11 protein-coding genes and 1 pseudogene are annotated in these 16,624 nt (G+C 71.3%); 9 read left to right on the top strand and 3 right to left on the bottom strand.

Annotation, left to right across the window (positions count from 1 at the left end; all coding sequences use genetic code 11):
- Positions 1-99 precede the first annotated feature (99 nt).
- The gene (locus AB0A61_RS08110; protein ID WP_361287954.1) at positions 100-942 is read left to right on the top strand and encodes a hypothetical protein; all 843 of its coding nucleotides are present in this window, start codon (positions 100-102) and stop codon (positions 940-942) included.
- 348 nt (positions 943-1,290) lie between these two features.
- Entirely contained in the window at positions 1,291-2,679 is a 1,389-nt protein-coding gene (locus tag AB0A61_RS08105; RefSeq protein WP_361287951.1) for a tannase/feruloyl esterase family alpha/beta hydrolase, read from the top strand.
- 4 nt (positions 2,680-2,683) lie between these two features.
- On the opposite strand, the gene AB0A61_RS08100 is transcribed toward AB0A61_RS08105, so the two are convergent.
- From AB0A61_RS08100 to xylA, 3 genes are all read right to left on the bottom strand, one after another.
- Positions 2,684-2,866 (bottom strand): hypothetical protein, encoded by a 183-nt coding sequence (locus AB0A61_RS08100; protein WP_361287949.1) that lies wholly within the window; start codon positions 2,864-2,866, stop codon positions 2,684-2,686.
- A 177-nt stretch (positions 2,867-3,043) separates the two neighbouring features.
- Complete coding sequence (locus AB0A61_RS08095) at positions 3,044-4,099, bottom strand: acyl-CoA desaturase (protein ID WP_361287946.1); 1,056 nt, start codon at positions 4,097-4,099, stop codon at positions 3,044-3,046.
- Between the two features lie 896 nt (positions 4,100-4,995).
- Positions 4,996-6,162: a xylose isomerase gene (xylA, locus tag AB0A61_RS08090; protein WP_361287944.1), complete on the bottom strand. Its 1,167-nt coding sequence runs from the start codon at positions 6,160-6,162 to the stop codon at positions 4,996-4,998.
- Between the two features lie 179 nt (positions 6,163-6,341).
- On the opposite strand from xylA, the gene xylB reads away from it, so the two are divergent.
- The 7 genes and pseudogenes from xylB (at position 6,342) to AB0A61_RS08055 (ending at position 16,422) form a co-directional block, all read left to right on the top strand.
- Positions 6,342-7,787 (top strand): xylulokinase, encoded by a 1,446-nt coding sequence (xylB, locus tag AB0A61_RS08085; RefSeq protein WP_361287941.1) that lies wholly within the window; start codon positions 6,342-6,344, stop codon positions 7,785-7,787.
- Positions 7,788-7,920: 133 nt separating this feature from the next.
- On the top strand, positions 7,921-9,129 hold the full coding sequence (locus tag AB0A61_RS08080; protein ID WP_361287938.1) for an ROK family transcriptional regulator: 1,209 nt from the start codon (positions 7,921-7,923) through the stop codon (positions 9,127-9,129).
- 341 nt (positions 9,130-9,470) lie between these two features.
- Entirely contained in the window at positions 9,471-10,484 is a 1,014-nt protein-coding gene (locus AB0A61_RS08075) for an acetamidase/formamidase family protein (protein WP_361287935.1), read from the top strand.
- A 75-nt stretch (positions 10,485-10,559) separates the two neighbouring features.
- The gene (locus tag AB0A61_RS08070) at positions 10,560-11,159 is read left to right on the top strand and encodes an N-acetylmuramoyl-L-alanine amidase (RefSeq protein WP_361287934.1); all 600 of its coding nucleotides are present in this window, start codon (positions 10,560-10,562) and stop codon (positions 11,157-11,159) included.
- A 118-nt stretch (positions 11,160-11,277) separates the two neighbouring features.
- Positions 11,278-12,555, top strand: coding sequence for a GAF domain-containing protein (locus tag AB0A61_RS08065; RefSeq protein ID WP_361287931.1), 1,278 nt, complete (start codon positions 11,278-11,280; stop codon positions 12,553-12,555).
- Between the two features lie 120 nt (positions 12,556-12,675).
- On the top strand, positions 12,676-14,199 hold the full coding sequence (locus tag AB0A61_RS08060; protein ID WP_361287928.1) for an aldehyde dehydrogenase family protein: 1,524 nt from the start codon (positions 12,676-12,678) through the stop codon (positions 14,197-14,199).
- Between the two features lie 735 nt (positions 14,200-14,934).
- Positions 14,935-16,422 (top strand): annotated as a pseudogene (locus tag AB0A61_RS08055) (asparagine synthase-related protein).
- The last annotated feature ends 202 nt before the right edge of the window (positions 16,423-16,624 follow it).

The following is a 16,624-nucleotide window of genomic DNA, read 5'->3' as shown; positions in this document are numbered from 1 at the left end:
GCGGAAAACTGCAGGTCCGAGTGCACACAGGAGTCGTGACAACCGCCTTCCACTCGCACTAGGGTGCGCGCCGTTGGACCAAACGATGGGGAGGCTGGGATGGCCGGGACGGATGAGGACGCCGTCGCCGCCGCGGACGATGCGCTCTACGTGCTCACGGCGGTACTGCTGACGCCGGCGCAGTTCCCGAGTGTGCTGGGCGACGACTATCCGGAGGCCTGCGCGGCGCTCGGGCTCGCGCCGCGCGCCGACGGATACGGTCTGGTGCTCGGTCAGGACGGTGACGGGGCACGATGGACGGTCGCCATCGACGACGTGTCGCTGGTGGCCGTCGCCATCGCGTCCTGGGACTGCGGCATGGAGTACGACCTGTCGCCCGACGAGCGCTCCGTCGTCACCGCCCTGCCGGGCTGGCCCCTCGCGGTCGCCGTCGCGGCCCCCGGCGTGCCCGCACCGCACGACCCGGGCCCGGAGGTCTCGGACGGGCCGCCGCTGTCGCCACCCGACACCAGCACCTGGGGTCCCGCACAGCGGCGCCTGGGCGCCGACGAGATCGCCCTGCAGTGGGCCGTCTGGCGAGAGCAGATCGACGACGACACCTTCTCGACGCCCGGCAAGGGGGCCGACGCGACCGACCGCTCTCCGGACGATGCCGACAGGGACACCGCACCGGGCCACGGCGGCATTCGGCGGGTGCTGGCGGAGGCTCGCGCGTATGTGGACTCGCCGCCGCCGCTCGGCCGCGTCAGGTCGTCCTTCGCCCCGGGCGACGCGCGAACCCTGCGGGCCGACGGTCCCGGCTGGTCGATGGTGGCGCGCACCGACGACATCGCCTTCGTGCTCCTCGACGAAGAACCCGGTGAAGTCCTGCCCGTCGGCCGCGGCCCCGAACTGCCCGGCCTGCTCCAGGCTCTCGACAAGCTGGCGGTACGCCCGAGCTGAATTCCGGGGCGTGTGCGAGGTGGCGGTCGTCGGCTGTCGGCTGTCGGCTGTCGGCTGTCGGCTGTCGGCTGTCGGCTGTCGGCTGTCGGCTGTCGGCTGTCGGCTGTCGGCTGCACCCGTATCCCATCCGAGCGGGGCGGGCGACACACCCAGCTCGGCGACAGGCGGTGCGCAGATCCTTGCTGGGCAAGGGACTTCACCTCCCTCACGTGTTGCGGCTCCCCATGCGGGATCGCCACTCGGTGTGGCGCCAAGCCATGGATGACGCGAAGGCGGGACCGCACGATGAGGCAGCTCCCGGGTCCACTACCCGTGCTGCTCCGCTTCCCCTCACGCCTGGAGGCCGTCGTGCGTCTGTACCGAGGTGTCCCGCTGCTCGCCGCCACGCTGGTGACGGCTGCTCTCACCTGGCCGCCTCCGGCCCGGGCCACGGCGGATGGCGACGGCCACTGCGCGCGCCAGGAGCTTGTGCGGGTGCCGGGCGCAGCGTTCCAGCAGAGCGCGTGTCTCACGGACCTGACCACTACGGGGCTGGCCGGAACCCCGTTCACCGACACGGCAGACCAGGCGGGGCTCACGGCTCGCGGGACCCCCGCTCCGTCCGGCGTGCCCGGCATGCAGATCGACGGCTACTTCCCGGACTCCTCGCACTTCAACACCACCCATGGCCGCCGGCACGACGCCCAGTTCGTGATCCGGCTGCCCGACCACTGGAACGGCGGGCTCGTGGTGACCGGAGCACCCGGCACCCGCAAGCAGTACGCCACGGACAGGGCGATCTCGGACCAGGCAGTGGCCCAGGGCTACGCCTACGCCGCCACCGACAAGGGGAACAACGGAGTCGACTTCTACCGCGACGGCACCCGGCCCGGTGATGCCGTGGCCGAGTGGAACACGCGGACGACCCAGCTCACGCGGGCCGCCAAACGTGCCGTCGCCCAGCGCTACGGCCGCGCCCCGCGCCGCACGTACATGACTGGCATCTCCAACGGCGGCTACCTCACGCGCTGGCAGCTGGAGAACCATCCGGAGCTGTACGACGGAGGCGTCGACTGGGAGGGTGCCCTGTGGACGCCCGATGGTCCCGGTCTTCTGACCTCGCTGCCCACGGCGGTCGCGCGGACTCTTGGGTCGGCGAGTGACGAGGACATGTACGCGGTCGGCTTCCCCCGCGGCTCGGAGTTTCTGTGGCCGTACCACGAGCAGGCCTACTGGGGCGTCACACAGAAGATCTACCGTGCCGAGTTCGACCCCGGATACGACCCGGGTTGTCCTGGGCCGTCCGCGGGGAGCACACCGGAGCAGATCCTGGCACCGTGTGCCTCCGACGCGGCCTACGACTACGCGTCCCGTCCGGCCTCCGTACGCCGTGCCGTGGCCCGTGTGGGGCTGACCGGTCGGATCGGCAGGCCCCTCATCACGCTGCACGGCGACGTGGACGCGCTGCTGCCGAAGGCCGCGGACTCGGACGTGTACGCACGCATGGTCGACGCGAGCGGGCGCGGCGGGCTGCACCGCTACTACACGATCCAGGGCGGCACCCACGTCGACGGGCTGTACGACACCTATCCGGACCGGCTGCGTCCGATCCTGCCGTGCTACCGGTCGGCTTTCGACGCGCTGGTGAGGTGGGTGGAGCGCGGCATCCAGCCGCCCGCGGACCGTACCGTCGGCAGGCCCGTGGGCGGCGATGTCACCGGCTCCTGCGCGCTGGGCGCTGACGCGCGGCAGCGGTAGTGCCTCAGCGGCCCAGCTCCTTGCGGGTGACGCGGCGCAGCCTGCGGCGCTGCGAGGGGTCGAGCGTGAGGTACGCGGCGGCCGGGACTCCCAGGACTACCAGGAGCGCGGCCCACCAGGGCAGCCAGATCAGCAGGATGAGCCCGACCACCACACCTCCTGCGGCGATCTTCGCGTTCTTCGACATCTGTCGCCTCCTTCGCGGCCACTGCCGCTCTCTGTCGTGAAAACGGGCTCGTGCTTCCGGCGGTTCCTGACCGCGACCCTGAGGCGTCCCTGAGCCGGGCCCCCTACTGGTCGTGCCGGGTCCGGCCTCCGTCCGCGTCCGGGCGGGGTGTCCCGGCCGGTCGGCGGGGCATCCCGGCTAGTCCATCCTGAGGGGCTGCCCGACTTCGTGCATGTGCCGCAGTGCCTGCTGGTAGGAGTCGAGGAGACCTGTCTCGGCATACGGAATGCCCAGGTCCCGGCAGTGCGCACGGACCAGGGGCTGGGCGAGCCGCAGATGGGGGCGGGGCATGCTGGGGAACAGGTGGTGCTCGATCTGGTAGTTGAGGCCGCCCAGGAACCAGTCCGTCAGGGCTCCGCCGTGAACGTTGCGTGAGGTCAGCACCTGGCGGCGCAGGTGTCCCCAGCGCTCGCCGTGCGGATCGGGCATCTCCATACCCTTGTGGTTGGGTGCGAAGGCCAGCCCCAGGTGCAGTCCGAACAGTGCCTGGTGGAGGGCGGCGAACGCCAGCGCCCTGCCGGGCGACAGGCAGGTGAGCAGCAGCGTCGTGTAGGCCGCGACATGGCCGATCAGCAGTGCCGCTTCCAGCGTCCTCTCCTTGGGAGGCCGTCGGCGCAGGTCCTGGAAGCTGTGCACCTTGAGGGCGATCGCCTCCAGGAGGGTGAGGGGGAAGAACAGCCAGGCCTGGTTTCGGGTGAGCCTGCGCCGGAAGCCCGTGCGGCTCCTGGCCTGCTCGCTCGTGAAGACCAGGACGTCCGCGGCGACGTCCGGGTCCTTGTCGATGTGATTGGGGTTGGCGTGGTGACGGTTGTGCTTGGCGTTCCACCACCCGTAGCTGAGGCCGAGCAGCAGATTGCCGTGCACCAGGCCGATCATCCGGCCGACGTCCTTGTTCCCGGTGATCTGGGCATGGCCCGCATCGTGACCTATGAATGCCGTGCGCGCGGAGAGCACGGCGAGCAGGGGGGCCAGGCAGAGCGTCCACCACGAGTTGCCGATCGCGACGACCCCGGTGACCGTGCCGGCCAGGGCGAGGGCGTTGAGGGCGATGCCCCGCGCGTACCAGGCGTTCCGCCGCTCCAGGAGTCCGTGGTCCTTGACCGAGTGCAGCAGGGGGGCGAATTCACTTCCGGCGGGTGAGGCGCCCGGGGGCTCGGGGATGCGCGCGGCAACGGGTGCGATGGGCAGGGGCATGGCTGGTCTCCGGCTCTCTGGGCAGCATCCTGACCTGAGGAAACGTACGAATCAGCGGACCGCGGCGGCCATGGCGCCATCCCCCGACTGCAGCCGGGGGTCACCCGGGGTATCGGCCGGGGGTTGACGACACCCCCGGGCGAACTGCCCAGGCCGGCCCACCTGCGACTGTCGCGCACCGTCTGACGGCAGGTCACGGCAGAGAGCCGTCCTCCAGGGACGGAATCAGCGATTCGAGGTCGCCGGGGATCCCGGTCGGCAGACTGCTCGGGAAGCCTGGGGGCAAGGACGGCAACTTGCTGGGGAGCCTGCTCGGCAGCCCGGTCGGGATGCTCAAGGAGGGGCGGGGCGAGCCGCTCGTCCGGGGACTGGCCTCGATGGGCGGCTTCCTGCCGGGTGAGCCGCCCCTCGAGGACGCCATCATCAACACGACGGCGACGGCACCGGCGGCCACGATCACGGTCATGAGGACCAGCAGCGGGGTGCTGCGCCTGTGCGACCCGGACGGAAGGCGGTCTCCGTACGCCGGCGGAAGATGTTCTCCGAGAGGTGGTCCGAAGCCACCGCCCGAAGGCGGCGTGCCATCCGGAGGTCCGGGCGGCCGAGGCGGTACGGGCGGGGCTGCCATACCGCTCAGCGTCACCGCGAAGAGGCCGGAACGCGACCCTCGCGCGAACGTTGACACGGACCCATGTCATGGACCGCATGATTCCGGAGCATTTCGCACGGGGTCCCTGCACACGCACGCGTCGGTCTCAGCCGGGCATGACACGTGGGCGCCAGTCACGCGCGCCCCATGGGCGCCTTCTCAGCCACGTGCGGCCCGTGGGCGCCTTCTCAGCCACGTGCGGCCCGTGCGTGCTTTTAAGCCGCGCGCGGCACGGAGACATCCTTTCTCAGCCGCGCGTGCCCAGCAGGTGGTCCATCGCCAGCTGGTCGAGGCGCTCGAAGGCCATCCCGCGCGCGGCAGCCGCCTCCACGTCGAAGTCCTCGAAGGCCGAGCGGTCCGCGAGCAGCGCCTGCAGGCCGTCCGCGGCGGTGGGCCGGGCCAGCTGGTCCAGCCGGGAGGCGCGCAGGGCGTCCTGCACCTGCGGGTCGGTGCGGAAGGCGGCCGAACGCTCCTTGAGGATGAGGTAGTTGCGCATGCAGCCCGCCGCCGACGCCCACACACCGTCCAGGTCCTCGGTCCGCGGCGGCTTGAAGTCGAAGTGGCGCGGCCCGTCGTAGCCGGCGCTCTCCAGCAGGTCGACCAGCCAGAAGGCGGCGCGCAGGTCACCGGCGCCGAAGCGCAGGTCCTGGTCGTACTTGATGCCGGACTGACCGTTGAGGTCGATGTGGAAGAGCTTGCCGGCCCACAGGGCCTGTGCGATGCCGTGCGGGAAATTGAGCCCGGCCATCTGCTCGTGGCCCACCTCGGGATTGACGCCGTACAGCTCCGGGCGCTCCAGGCGCTCGATGAACGCCAGCGCGTGGCCGACAGTGGGCAGCAGGATGTCGCCGCGGGGCTCGTTCGGCTTCGGCTCGATGGCGAAGCGCAGGTCGTAGCCCTGGGAGGTGACGTACTCGCCGAGAAGGTCGAACGCCTCCTTCATGCGGTCGAGGGCGGCCCCCACGTCCTTGGCGGCGCCCGACTCCGCCCCCTCCCGGCCGCCCCAGGCCACGTACGTCCTGGCGCCCAGCTCGACCGCCAGGTCGATGTTGCGGATCGTCTTGCGCAGCGCGTATCGGCGGACGTCGCGGTCGTTTGCGGTGAACGCGCCGTCCTTGAAGACGGGGTGCGTGAAGAGGTTGGTGGTGGCCATCGGAACGGTCATGCCGGTCGCGTCGAGTGCCTGGCGGAAGCGCTTGATGTGCGACTCGCGTTCGGTGTCGGAGGACCCGAAGGGGATCAGGTCGTCGTCGTGGAAGGTCACGCCGTGGGCACCGAGTTCGGCCAGACGCTGCACCGTTTCGACCGGGTCGAGGGCGCGACGCGTGGCGTCGCCGAACGGGTCCCGTCCCTGCCAGCCGACGGTCCACAGGCCGAAGGTGAACCTGTCCTCGGGGGTGGGCTGGTAGCTCATGCCGCGGCTCCTTGCTCGCTTGCGACTATTTCGTCATGGCGGTTTACAAATTAGTATGCGAACACATCCCTGGGAAGGGACAAGGTGGCCGCGACGGGCGCGGCATCCGCGTCGCCGCGCCCAGAACACCGTGAAAACACCAGGTCAGATCCCACGAGCCGCGGAAGAGGGAGAGCCCGATGTCAGCAGCCGAGGGTCCGCTTGTGGTCGGTGTGGACTCGTCCACCCAGTCCACCAAGGTGCTCGTCGTCGACGCGGCCACCGGGCAGGTCGTGGCGAGCGGCCAGGCACCGCACACCGTCTCCGCCGGGGCCGGGCGGGAGAGCGACCCGCGCCAGTGGTGGGACGCCCTGTGCGCGGCGCTCGACCAGTGCGGGGACGCGGCGCACGAGGCCGCCGCCGTGTCGATCGCCGGCCAGCAGCACGGACTCGTCACCCTGGACGGCCGGGGCGAACCGGTGCGGCCCGCCCTGCTGTGGAACGACGTGCGCTCGGCCGCGCAGGCACGCCGTCTCGTCGAGGAACTCGGCGGCCCGAAGGCATGGGCGGAGCGCACGGGCAGTGTGCCCGGCGCCTCCTTCACGATCGCGAAGTGGGCGTGGCTGGCCGAGAACGAACCGGACGCGGTCCGGGCGACGAGAGCCGTGCGTCTCCCTCACGACTACCTGACCGGACACCTGACGGGGCTGGGCACCACCGACCGCGGGGACGCCTCGGGAACGGGTTGGTGGGCGTCCGTGACGGAGGCGTACGACGAGGAGATCCTCGCCCATGTGGGGCTCGACCCGGCACTGCTGCCCCGCGTGGTGCGGCCCGGCGAGGTGGTGGGAACCGTACGCGACAGTCACGACCTGCCGTTCTCCAAGGGCACCCTGGTCGCGCCCGGAACCGGGGACAACGCCGCCGCCGCGCTCGGCCTCGGTCTGCGCTCGGGCACGCCGGTCCTGAGCCTCGGCACGTCGGGCACGGTGTACGCGGTGTCGCAGCACCGGCCCGGCGACCCGACCGGTACGGTGGCGGGCTTCGCCGATGCGCGCGGGGACTGGTTGCCACTGGCCTGCACCCTGAACTGCACGCTCGCCGTGGACCGCGTCGCAGGGCTGCTCGGCCTGGACCGGGAGGCCGTCGAACCCGGCACCACGGTCACCCTGCTCCCCTACCTCGACGGCGAACGCACCCCGAATCTGCCGAACGCCTCCGGGCTGCTGCACGGACTGCGTCACGACACGACCGCGGGGCAGCTGCTGCAGGCCGCGTACGACGGCGCCGTCCACGCACTGCTCGGGGCGCTCGATCTGGTCCTCGACCAGGACGCCGACCGCACCGCGCCCCTGCTGCTGATCGGCGGCGGAGCCCGGGGCAGAGCCTGGCAGCAGACGGTACGCCGGTTGTCGGGGCGGCCGGTCCAGGTGCCCGAGGCGAAGGAGCTGGTCGCTCTCGGCGCCGCGGCCCAGGCAGCGGGCGTGCTGACCGGGGAGGATCCGGCCGCGGTGGCGCGGCGCTGGAAGACCGCCGAGGGGCCCGTGCTGGACGCGGTGGAGCGGGACGAGGCGGCGCTGGCCAGGATCACCGGGGTACTCTCCGACGCGGCCCCCCTGCTGGAGCGGGGGACGCAGACCAACTGACATTCCGGCCGGCGCCGCCGACGGGACGTCGACGCGCACCCGGCGGACGGCCACCGACGGGTACCGCTGCAGGACCTGAGGGACGGCCCCCGCCGGCATCCACCGACGGCACCGACCGAGGACGGACGGAGGCATGACCGCACCACTGCACGAGGCCCGCACAGCCGGGTCCGGGCGCTCGCTGCCCGACACCCAGCAGGGCATACGCCGCCGCAACCTCGCCCGGGTCATGCACACCGTCAGTGCCGAGGGGCCGCTGTCCCGGGCCGCGGTCGCCTCGCACATCGGACTCACCCGTGCGGCGGTGTCGACCCTCGTCGACGAGCTCCTGCGCTCGGGGCTGCTGGAGGAACTGGGACCCGCGCGCCCTGGCCGCGTGGGTCGGCCGGGTTCCGCCCTCGCCGTCAGCGGGCACGGCCCGGCCGGAGTGGGCGCGGAGGTCGGCGTGGACCACCTCGCTGCCTGTGTGGTCGATCTGCGGGGTGAGGTCCGGGCCCGGGCCGTCCGCCACGGCACGAACCGGGGCCGCTCGCCCGAAGCGGTGACGGAGGAACTCACCGCGCTGATACGTGAGGTGGTCGCCGAGGCCGGGCAACAGGGCCTGCGTCCGGCGGGACTCGGTGTCGCCGTGCCCGGCCTGATCGCCCGAGACGGCCGTACGGTCGTCCGCGCCCCGAACCTCGACTGGCACGACATCGACCTCAGCGCGCTGCTGCCGCCCGAGTTTCCGCTGACCGTGGACAACGAGGCCAACCTCGGCGGACTCGCCGAGCTCTGGCTCGCCGAGGGCGTGCCGTCGGACTTCCTGCACGTGTCGGCCGAGATCGGCATCGGTGCGGCGGTCGTCGTGGACGGACGGTTGCTGCGTGGCACCCGCGGCTTCGCGGGCGAGCTGGGTCATGTGCCGGTCGAACCGGACGGACCGGCCTGCCCGTGTGGCGGGCGGGGCTGTCTGGAGCAGTACGCCGGCGAGGAGGCAGTGCTGCGCGCGGCCGGTCTGGAGCCGGGCGAGGACCGGGTCGGGCTGCTGGCCGCCCGTGCCGCCGAGGGCGACCGCGCCGTACGACGGGCCCTGCACGACGCCGGAGCGGCGCTCGGTGTCGCAGTGACCGGGGCGGTCAATCTGCTCGACCCCCGGACGGTGGTGCTCGGCGGTGCCCTGGCCGGGCTCGCGCCTTGGCTCCTGCCGTCACTGGAGGCCGAGTTGGCCCGGCGCACCGCCGGGCCCGCCTGCCCGGTGTCCGTCTCCCGGCTGGGCCCCGAGGGCCCGCTGCTGGGCGCCGCACACTCGGTGGTACGCGCGGTCCTCGACGATCCGGCGTCCGTGGCCGAAGGAGCCTGAGCCCGGACCCCGAGCTGCCGGGCTCCGACGCCTCATCTGTCCGACTGCGCCCTCGGCAACCTGCTTGACCGCCACGTCGGCAGCCTGTTTGACCCCCAAGTCGGCCCCTGCCCGACTCCGACGTCACAACCTGCCTGACGCCGGGCCTACTTCACTCGTTCGAGTGGCCGAGTTATCCACAATTCCCTGCGCGTCCACCGAACCTCGCCGCGTTCTTCTGCCCAACCGGCAAGCGCCGTAACGTAATTCCGCGAGCGCACGTCCGAGGCCGCGCCTCGACCTCGACCTCGGCCTCGACGAATCCCCTTCACCGGCCTTCGACAGAGCGGAGCTGTGCAGCGATGAGCGATCCTCAAATCCTGACCGTGCGTCCCGAGCCGGACGAGTACGCCTGGACGTTCGGCGGCGTGCCGCCCGTGGCGCGCATCGCACCGGGCACGGTCCTCGACCTGTACACGGAGGACTGCTTCGGCGGGCGGGTGCGGTCGGAGAAGGACCTGGTGTCGGAGGTATGCGAGTTCCCGTTCCTCAACCCGCAGACGGGTCCCTTCCACGTGGAGGGCGCGGAGCCGGGCGACACGGTCGCGGTGCACTTCGTGTCGATCGAACCGGCCAGCGACTGGGCGGCTTCGACGACCGTGCCCCTGTTCGGCGCGCTCACCTCGACGCACACGACGGCCACGCTGCAGCCTCCGCTGCCGGAGACCGTGTGGATCTGGCAACTGGACCGGACGCGACGTACCGCGCTGTTCCGGGCGCGCGACAGCGACATCGAGGTCGAGCTGCCTGTTGACCCGATGCACGGCACCGTCGGGGTTGCCCCGGCCGGTCTGGAGGTGCGGTCGGCGCTGGTGCCCGACGCCCACGGTGGAAACATGGACACGCCCGAGATGCGCGCCGGCGTCACCTGCTACCTCGGGGTGCACGTCGAGGGTGCGCTGCTGAGCCTGGGCGACGGACACGCCCGGCAGGGCGAGGGCGAGACCTGCGGAGTCGCCGTCGAATGCGCGATGCACACGGTGGTGATCGTCGAGCTGCTCAAGAAAGTGACCACGCCCTGGCCACGCCTCGAATCCGACACCCACATCATCTCCACCGGCTCGGCCCGCCCTCTTGAGGACGCGTTCCGGATATCGCAGCTGGACCTGGTCCAGTGGCTGGTCCGCGACTACGGGTTCAGCGAGCCGGACGCCTACCAGTTCGCGACCCAGGCCGTCGAATCACCGCTGGCCAACGTGTGCGACACCAACTACACGTGCGTGGCCAAGCTCCGCAAGGAGTGGCTGCCCGTGCGCGAGACTCACCGCGGACTGCACGCGCGCCTGTGCGAGACGGCGGCGGCGCTCCGGCGCTGAGTGCGTGCCGTCCGCCCGACGAACAGTCCCCCACACCCAGCCGACAGACCTTCCCCCACAGAAAGGCCACCGCCCATGGACCGGGCAAGACCACTACCCAGCAGAAGACGGCTCTTGAAGGGCGCCGCCCTCGCCGCCGTCCCGTACGCCTTACTCCCCAGCACCCCGGCCAGTGCAGGGTCCCAGGCCGTCGACTACCCGGATGTCGAATGGCGGCCGGCGAGCAGTTCCAACTACACGGCGTCCGACCGGCCCATGGCCTACTCCCTCGACCGTGTGATCATCCACGTCACACAGGAGACGTATGCCAGAACCATTTCGATCTTCCAGAACCCGGAGAAGAAGGTGTCCGCCCACTACGTCGTCCGTTCCGCCGACGGACACGTCGCGCAGTGCGTCAGGGAGGCGGACGTCGCGTGGCACGCGGGTAACTGGGACTACAACACGCACAGCATCGGCATCGAGCACGAAGGCTGGGTCGATCAGCCCGCGTACTTCACCGACGCCCTGTACGAGCAGTCGGCCAAGCTCACCGCGGCGATCTGCGACACCTACGGCATCCCCAAGGACCGCGCGCACATCATTGGGCACTTCGAGGTACCGGGCACGGACCACACCGACCCCGGGCCGAACTGGGACTGGGTCCGCTACATAAGACTGGTCAACTTCGCCTGACGGCAGCGATTCGCCCGGTCCCGGCCCAGCCGTTCGGACGAGCCCGGTCGAAGAGGTTGTCCGCGCGCACACCCGGAGTGACGATGTCCTCAGCCGCATCGCCGTCCGGGAGGCCGAGTTGACCGATCCTTGGGTGGCCCTGGAGCCGGGGGCCGACCCTGCCGAGCGTGTACGGGTGCTGCGCCGCGCACACGAGACCTTCACCGCGGTGGGCACGGTGCCACGCCCCGTACGCCCGGTGGTGGCCGACTCGTGGCGGCGTTCCGCCCGGGCCGGCGTCGGACCGGACGGCACCGCGAGTGTCGAACTGTCGGACGGTGACCTCGGCGCGTACCGGGCGGAGCATCCACTGGCACCGGTGATGCCGCTGTTCCGGGAGCTCCTCGGCACGTTCGCCGCGGACGGGGAGCATCTGCTCGCGGTGTGCGACGCGCACGGCAGACTGCTGTGGGTCGAGGGCCATCGGGCGACACGGCAGAAGGCCGGCCGGATGAACTTCGTTCCGGGCGCACGGTGGGCCGAGTCCGCCGTGGGTACCAACGCACCGGGCACGGCGGTCGCCGTCGACCGGCCGGTGCAGGTATTCGCGGCGGAGCACTTCATCCGGCGGGTCCAGCCGTGGACGTGCGCGGCGGCCCCGGTGCACGATCCGCGCACCGGGCGGGTGCTCGGCGCGGTGGACATCACCGGCGGGGACGGTCTGGCGCATCCGCACAGCCTCGGCTTCGTGCAGGCGGTGGCGCGGGCCGCCGAGACGCAGCTGGCGCTGCTCCCACCCCGTCGGCCCGCCGCCGACACACCCGAGCTGACGGCTCTGGGACGCGACGAGGCGCATCTGGTGGTCGGCGACCGCAGGATCAGGCTCAGCCGCCGGCACAGCGAGATCATGGTGCTGCTGGCCCGCCATCCGGAGGGGTTGACCGGCGACGAGCTGCTGTGCGCGCTGTACGAGGACGAGTCGGTCACGCCGGTGACCCTGCGGGCCGAACTGGCCCGGCTGCGCAGGCTGCTCGGTCCGGGCCTGCTGGCGTCGCGGCCGTACCGGCTCACCGGACCCGTCGCGTCGGACGTGGCCGTCGTGGAGCGGCGACTGCAGACGGGCGCGGTAGCGGCTGCCGCTGCGGCGTACGCGGGGCCGCTGCTGCCCGCTTCCCAGGCCCCGTCGGTGGTGCGGCTCCGGCAGCGCCTGGCCGACGGGCTGCGCAGCGCGCTGATCGCCCGTCGCGACCCCGACCTCCTGGCCGACTGGGCGCACGCGCCCTGGGGTGACGACGACCTCGAGGTCTGGCGGGCCCTCGCCGCCGTACGGCCGACGGCGTCGGTCCGGGCACGTCTGGCCGCGCTGGAGGCGGAACTCGCCGCGCCGGCCCCATGGTCCCGTCCCGCAGCCCGCTGACCGTGCCCGGCCGACTCACCCGCGCCCCGTCCGCGCAACGTCGTTGCAACGTGGCCCTCCCTAGCTTCATGCCGAGGGCTGCCCAACGGCGGGCAGTGCCACCGAGGGAGGCAGACCAGGATGACCCGTTACGCGGCGCCCGGCACCGAGGGCGCGATCGTCTCCTACCAGGCGCGCTACGACCACTTCATCGGCGGCGAGTACGTGCCACCGGCCCGAGGGCAGTACTTCGAGAACCCGTCGCCGGTGAACGGGCAGCCGTTCACGGAGATCGCGCGCGGCACGGCGGAGGACGTGGAGCGAGCGCTGGACGCGGCGCACGCGGCCGCTCCGGGCTGGGGCCGGACCTCGGTGACCGAGCGCTCCGACATCCTGCTGAAGATCGCCGATCGCATGCAGGAGCACCTGGAGCCGCTGGCGGTCGCCGAGAGCTGGGAGAACGGCAAGCCGGTCCGCGAGACGCTGGCCGCCGACATTCCGCTGGCCATCGACCACTTCCGCTACTTCGCGGGCGCGATCCGGGCGCAGGAGGGTTCGCTCGGCGAGATCGACGACGACACGGTGGCGTACCACTTCCACGAGCCGCTCGGGGTGGTCGCGCACATCATCCCCTGGAACTTCCCGATCCTCATGGCGACGTGGAAGCTGGCGCCGGCGCTCGCCGCGGGCAACGCGGTGGTCATCAAGCCGGCCGAGCAGACCCCGGCCTCCATCCACTACTGGATGAGCCTGATCGCGGACCTGCTGCCGCCGGGAGTGGTGAACATCGTCAACGGCTTCGGTGTGGAGGCGGGCAAGCCGCTGGCCTCCAGCCCGCGGGTGGCCAAGGTGGCGTTCACGGGCGAGACGACGACGGGGCGGCTGATCATGCAGTACGCCTCGGAGAACATCAAGCCGGTCACGCTGGAGCTTGGCGGCAAGTCGCCGAACATCTTCTTCGACGACGTCTCGGCGCACCGCGACGACTTCCTCGACAAGGCGCTCGAGGGCTTCACCATGTTCGCGCTCAACCAGGGCGAGGTGTGCACCTGTCCGTCCCGGGCGCTGGTCCAGCGCGGCCACTACGGGGAGTTCCTGGAGGCGGCGGTCGCCCGGACCGAGCTGATCAAGCCGGGACACCCGCTCGACACCGACACGATGATCGGCGCCCAGGCCTCCAACGACCAGCTGGAGAAGATCCTTTCCTATCTCGACATCGGCCGGCAGGAGGGCGCACGGGTCCTCACCGGCGGCGAACGGATCGAGCACGACGGTGAGTTGAAGGGCGGCTACTACGTCCAGCCGACCATCTTCGAGGGCGACAACCGCATGCGGATCTTCCAGGAGGAGATCTTCGGACCGGTGGTGTCGGTGACGTCCTTCGACGGCTTCGAGGACGCCGTCGAGATCGCCAACGACACGCTCTACGGGCTGGGCGCCGGTGTGTGGACCCGAGACATCAACACCGCCTACCGTGCGGGCCGCGCCATCCAGGCGGGCCGCGTCTGGACGAACTGCTACCACGCCTATCCGGCCCACGCCGCCTTCGGCGGCTACAAGCAGTCCGGGATCGGACGCGAAACCCACAAGATGATGCTGGAGCACTACCAGCAGACGAAGAACCTCCTGGTGTCGTACTCGCCGAAGAGGCTGGGCTTCTTCTAGACACCGAAGAATGGCGCCTGACCTGGGCCTTTGCCCGGCAGGCGCCTTCCGCTGGGCCCATTGGGAGCGGAGTCCGCCCGGTCTCGCTCCTGCATGCCGTAGGCAGCCGCATCAACGTCCTCAGCCGGAGTCTCGCCCTCCTGCCGGCCGCCGGCTGCTGACCATGTGCGCTCGTTGTTGCACCACGCCTGCAGATGGCCGCCGGTGAAATGTCCGGGGCGCACTTCGAAGTGGAGCGACATGAAAGGGAGCACGTCCAGGGGCGAGGAGCACCCGGCGCCGCCCGTCCGCGGCCGTCGGCAGGCGCGTCCGGCAAGCGCGGCGACCAACTGCCAGGCAGCATGTCAAAACGTTTATTTGAGCATGCGCACACCCGGATCGCACACCGATGCGGCACTGGAAACGGTCAGGACGAGAGGGGTGCACAACCCAAGCAATTCGAATTCTGCACATTACCCGACCTTCGTTAGGTCTCTTGTCTTGGCCTCACGCTCCGCAGCTAGCTATGTGCTGCGGCCGCTTCCTGGCCCGGGCTCCCGACGAGCCCGGGCCGTCGGTCAAGGGAAGTGGTCGGAAACCTGCATGTGAGGAGTGGTCATGAAGAAGGCTTACGAGGCACCGACGCTCGTCCGGGCTCGGCACTTTCCGGAAGGAGACCGGGCTGCTCGGGCGCGCCGGCAACGACCGGCTGATCCTGAGCAAGAACTGACGACCGGCGGTCCTTGACCCGACGTCATGACTGAACTGCACGAAAGTGCGGGGACGGGCTCCGGCGACGCGCACTTCGCGGTCTTCGCGGACCGTGCGGACGCGGCCGCCGTGGCCCGCTCCTTCGCCCGCCCTGGAAGCCGGACCCTCACGCATGCGTCGGGCCGGCCCTGGCTGGTCGGCCACTGGCACGACGACGAGGTCCTCGCGGCACACGCCGGCGGCGCTTCCGTCGCCGTGGTCGGCTGCTGCCCGATCGACGCCGACGAACTGCGGCGCCGGGCCGCATGGTTGCGTGATATCGCGGAACTCGACACACTGGCCCGCTCCCTGCCCGGCAGCTTCCATCTCGTCGGCGCCCTCGACGGACGCATCAGAGTGCAGGGCACGGCCTGCGGACTGCGACTCGTCTTCCACGCGGAGATCGACGGCGTGCGGGTGGCCGCGACCCGGGCCGACACCCTCGCCACCGTCCTGGGCCTCGACCCCGACGTGGAGGAACTGGCCGTAAGGCTGCTGTGGCCGACCCCGTATCCGCTGTTCGAGACGTCGATGTGGCGTGGGATCACCGCCGTTCCTCCACAGGACGCCATGGTCGTCGCCGCGGACGGACGCGCCGTACGGCACACCCGGTGGTGAACGCCGCCGGAGCCGGTCCGGCGGCTCGCCGAAGCGGCGCCGCTGATCCGGAAGGCATTGGAGGAGGCCGTCGACGCGCGTACCCGTCAGGGCGGCCTGGTGAGCTGCGACCTGTCCGGCGGCCTGGACTCGACCTCCGTCTGCTTCCTGGCCGACCGCTCCCCCGCCCGCGTGGTGGCCAGCACATGGCCGGGACGCGATCCGGCGGACACCGACCTGAACTGGGCCGAGCGGGCGATCGGGCACCTCCCGGACGTCGAGCACGTCGTCTGGGACGCCGACGCCTCGCCGCTCGTCTACGAGTACCTGCTCGGCATCGACGACCTTCTCGACGAGCCCACCATCGGCATCATGGACCGCTCCTGGGTCCTGCACCACCTGCCCCCTCTCGCCGCACGCGGCAGCCGGTTGCACCTGACCGGCATCGGCGGCGACCACGTGGCATGGTGCTCCGAGGCGTACTACCACCGGCTGCTGCGCACCCGTCCGCTGTTCGCCCTGCGTCAGGTGCGGGGGTTCCGGGCGCTGTGGCAGTGGCCGCTCGGCGGCACGGTCCGCGCTCTCGCCGACTCACGGCCGTACGGGAAGTGGCTCGCCGACGCTGCCGGCCACCTGCGTGGCCCCTCGCCCGTCGCGACGCGTCTCGGCTGGGGCATGGCCCCGCGCCTGTTCGACTGGGTGACTCCGGAAGCCGAACGGATGGCCCGCCCGGCGCTGCTCGATGCAGCGGCGACGGCCTCGCCGCTGCATCCGAACCGTGGACTGCACGAGGAGTTGCTCTCCGGCAGTGCCCTCTATCGCGAGCTGGCTGCGAGCCAGATGCTCCGGCCGGGCGGGGAGCCGGGAAGCGACGGTCGGGGGTGGACGGACGGTTGAACCGTGCCGTCCTGTCGGCCCCGCCGCGCGAGATCCGGACCATGCACGGGGCGCCGGCCGGGCGGTCGCGGCCGAGGCACGTTCACGCTGGTCGACGGCGGTGCGACGGCTGGACCAGCGTGAGACGAAGAACCTTCTCGTGTCGTACTCGGCGCAGAAGCTCGGGGTTTTCCAGAGCCTCAAGTCGGTTGTCTGCACGGCG

Source organism: Streptomyces sp. NPDC046197 (genome assembly GCF_040646295.1).
Classification (GTDB): Bacteria; Actinomycetota; Actinomycetes; order Streptomycetales; family Streptomycetaceae; genus Streptomyces.
The sequence above is the reverse complement of the archived record's forward strand: the minus strand, read 5'-3'. Positions and strand labels throughout refer to the sequence as shown.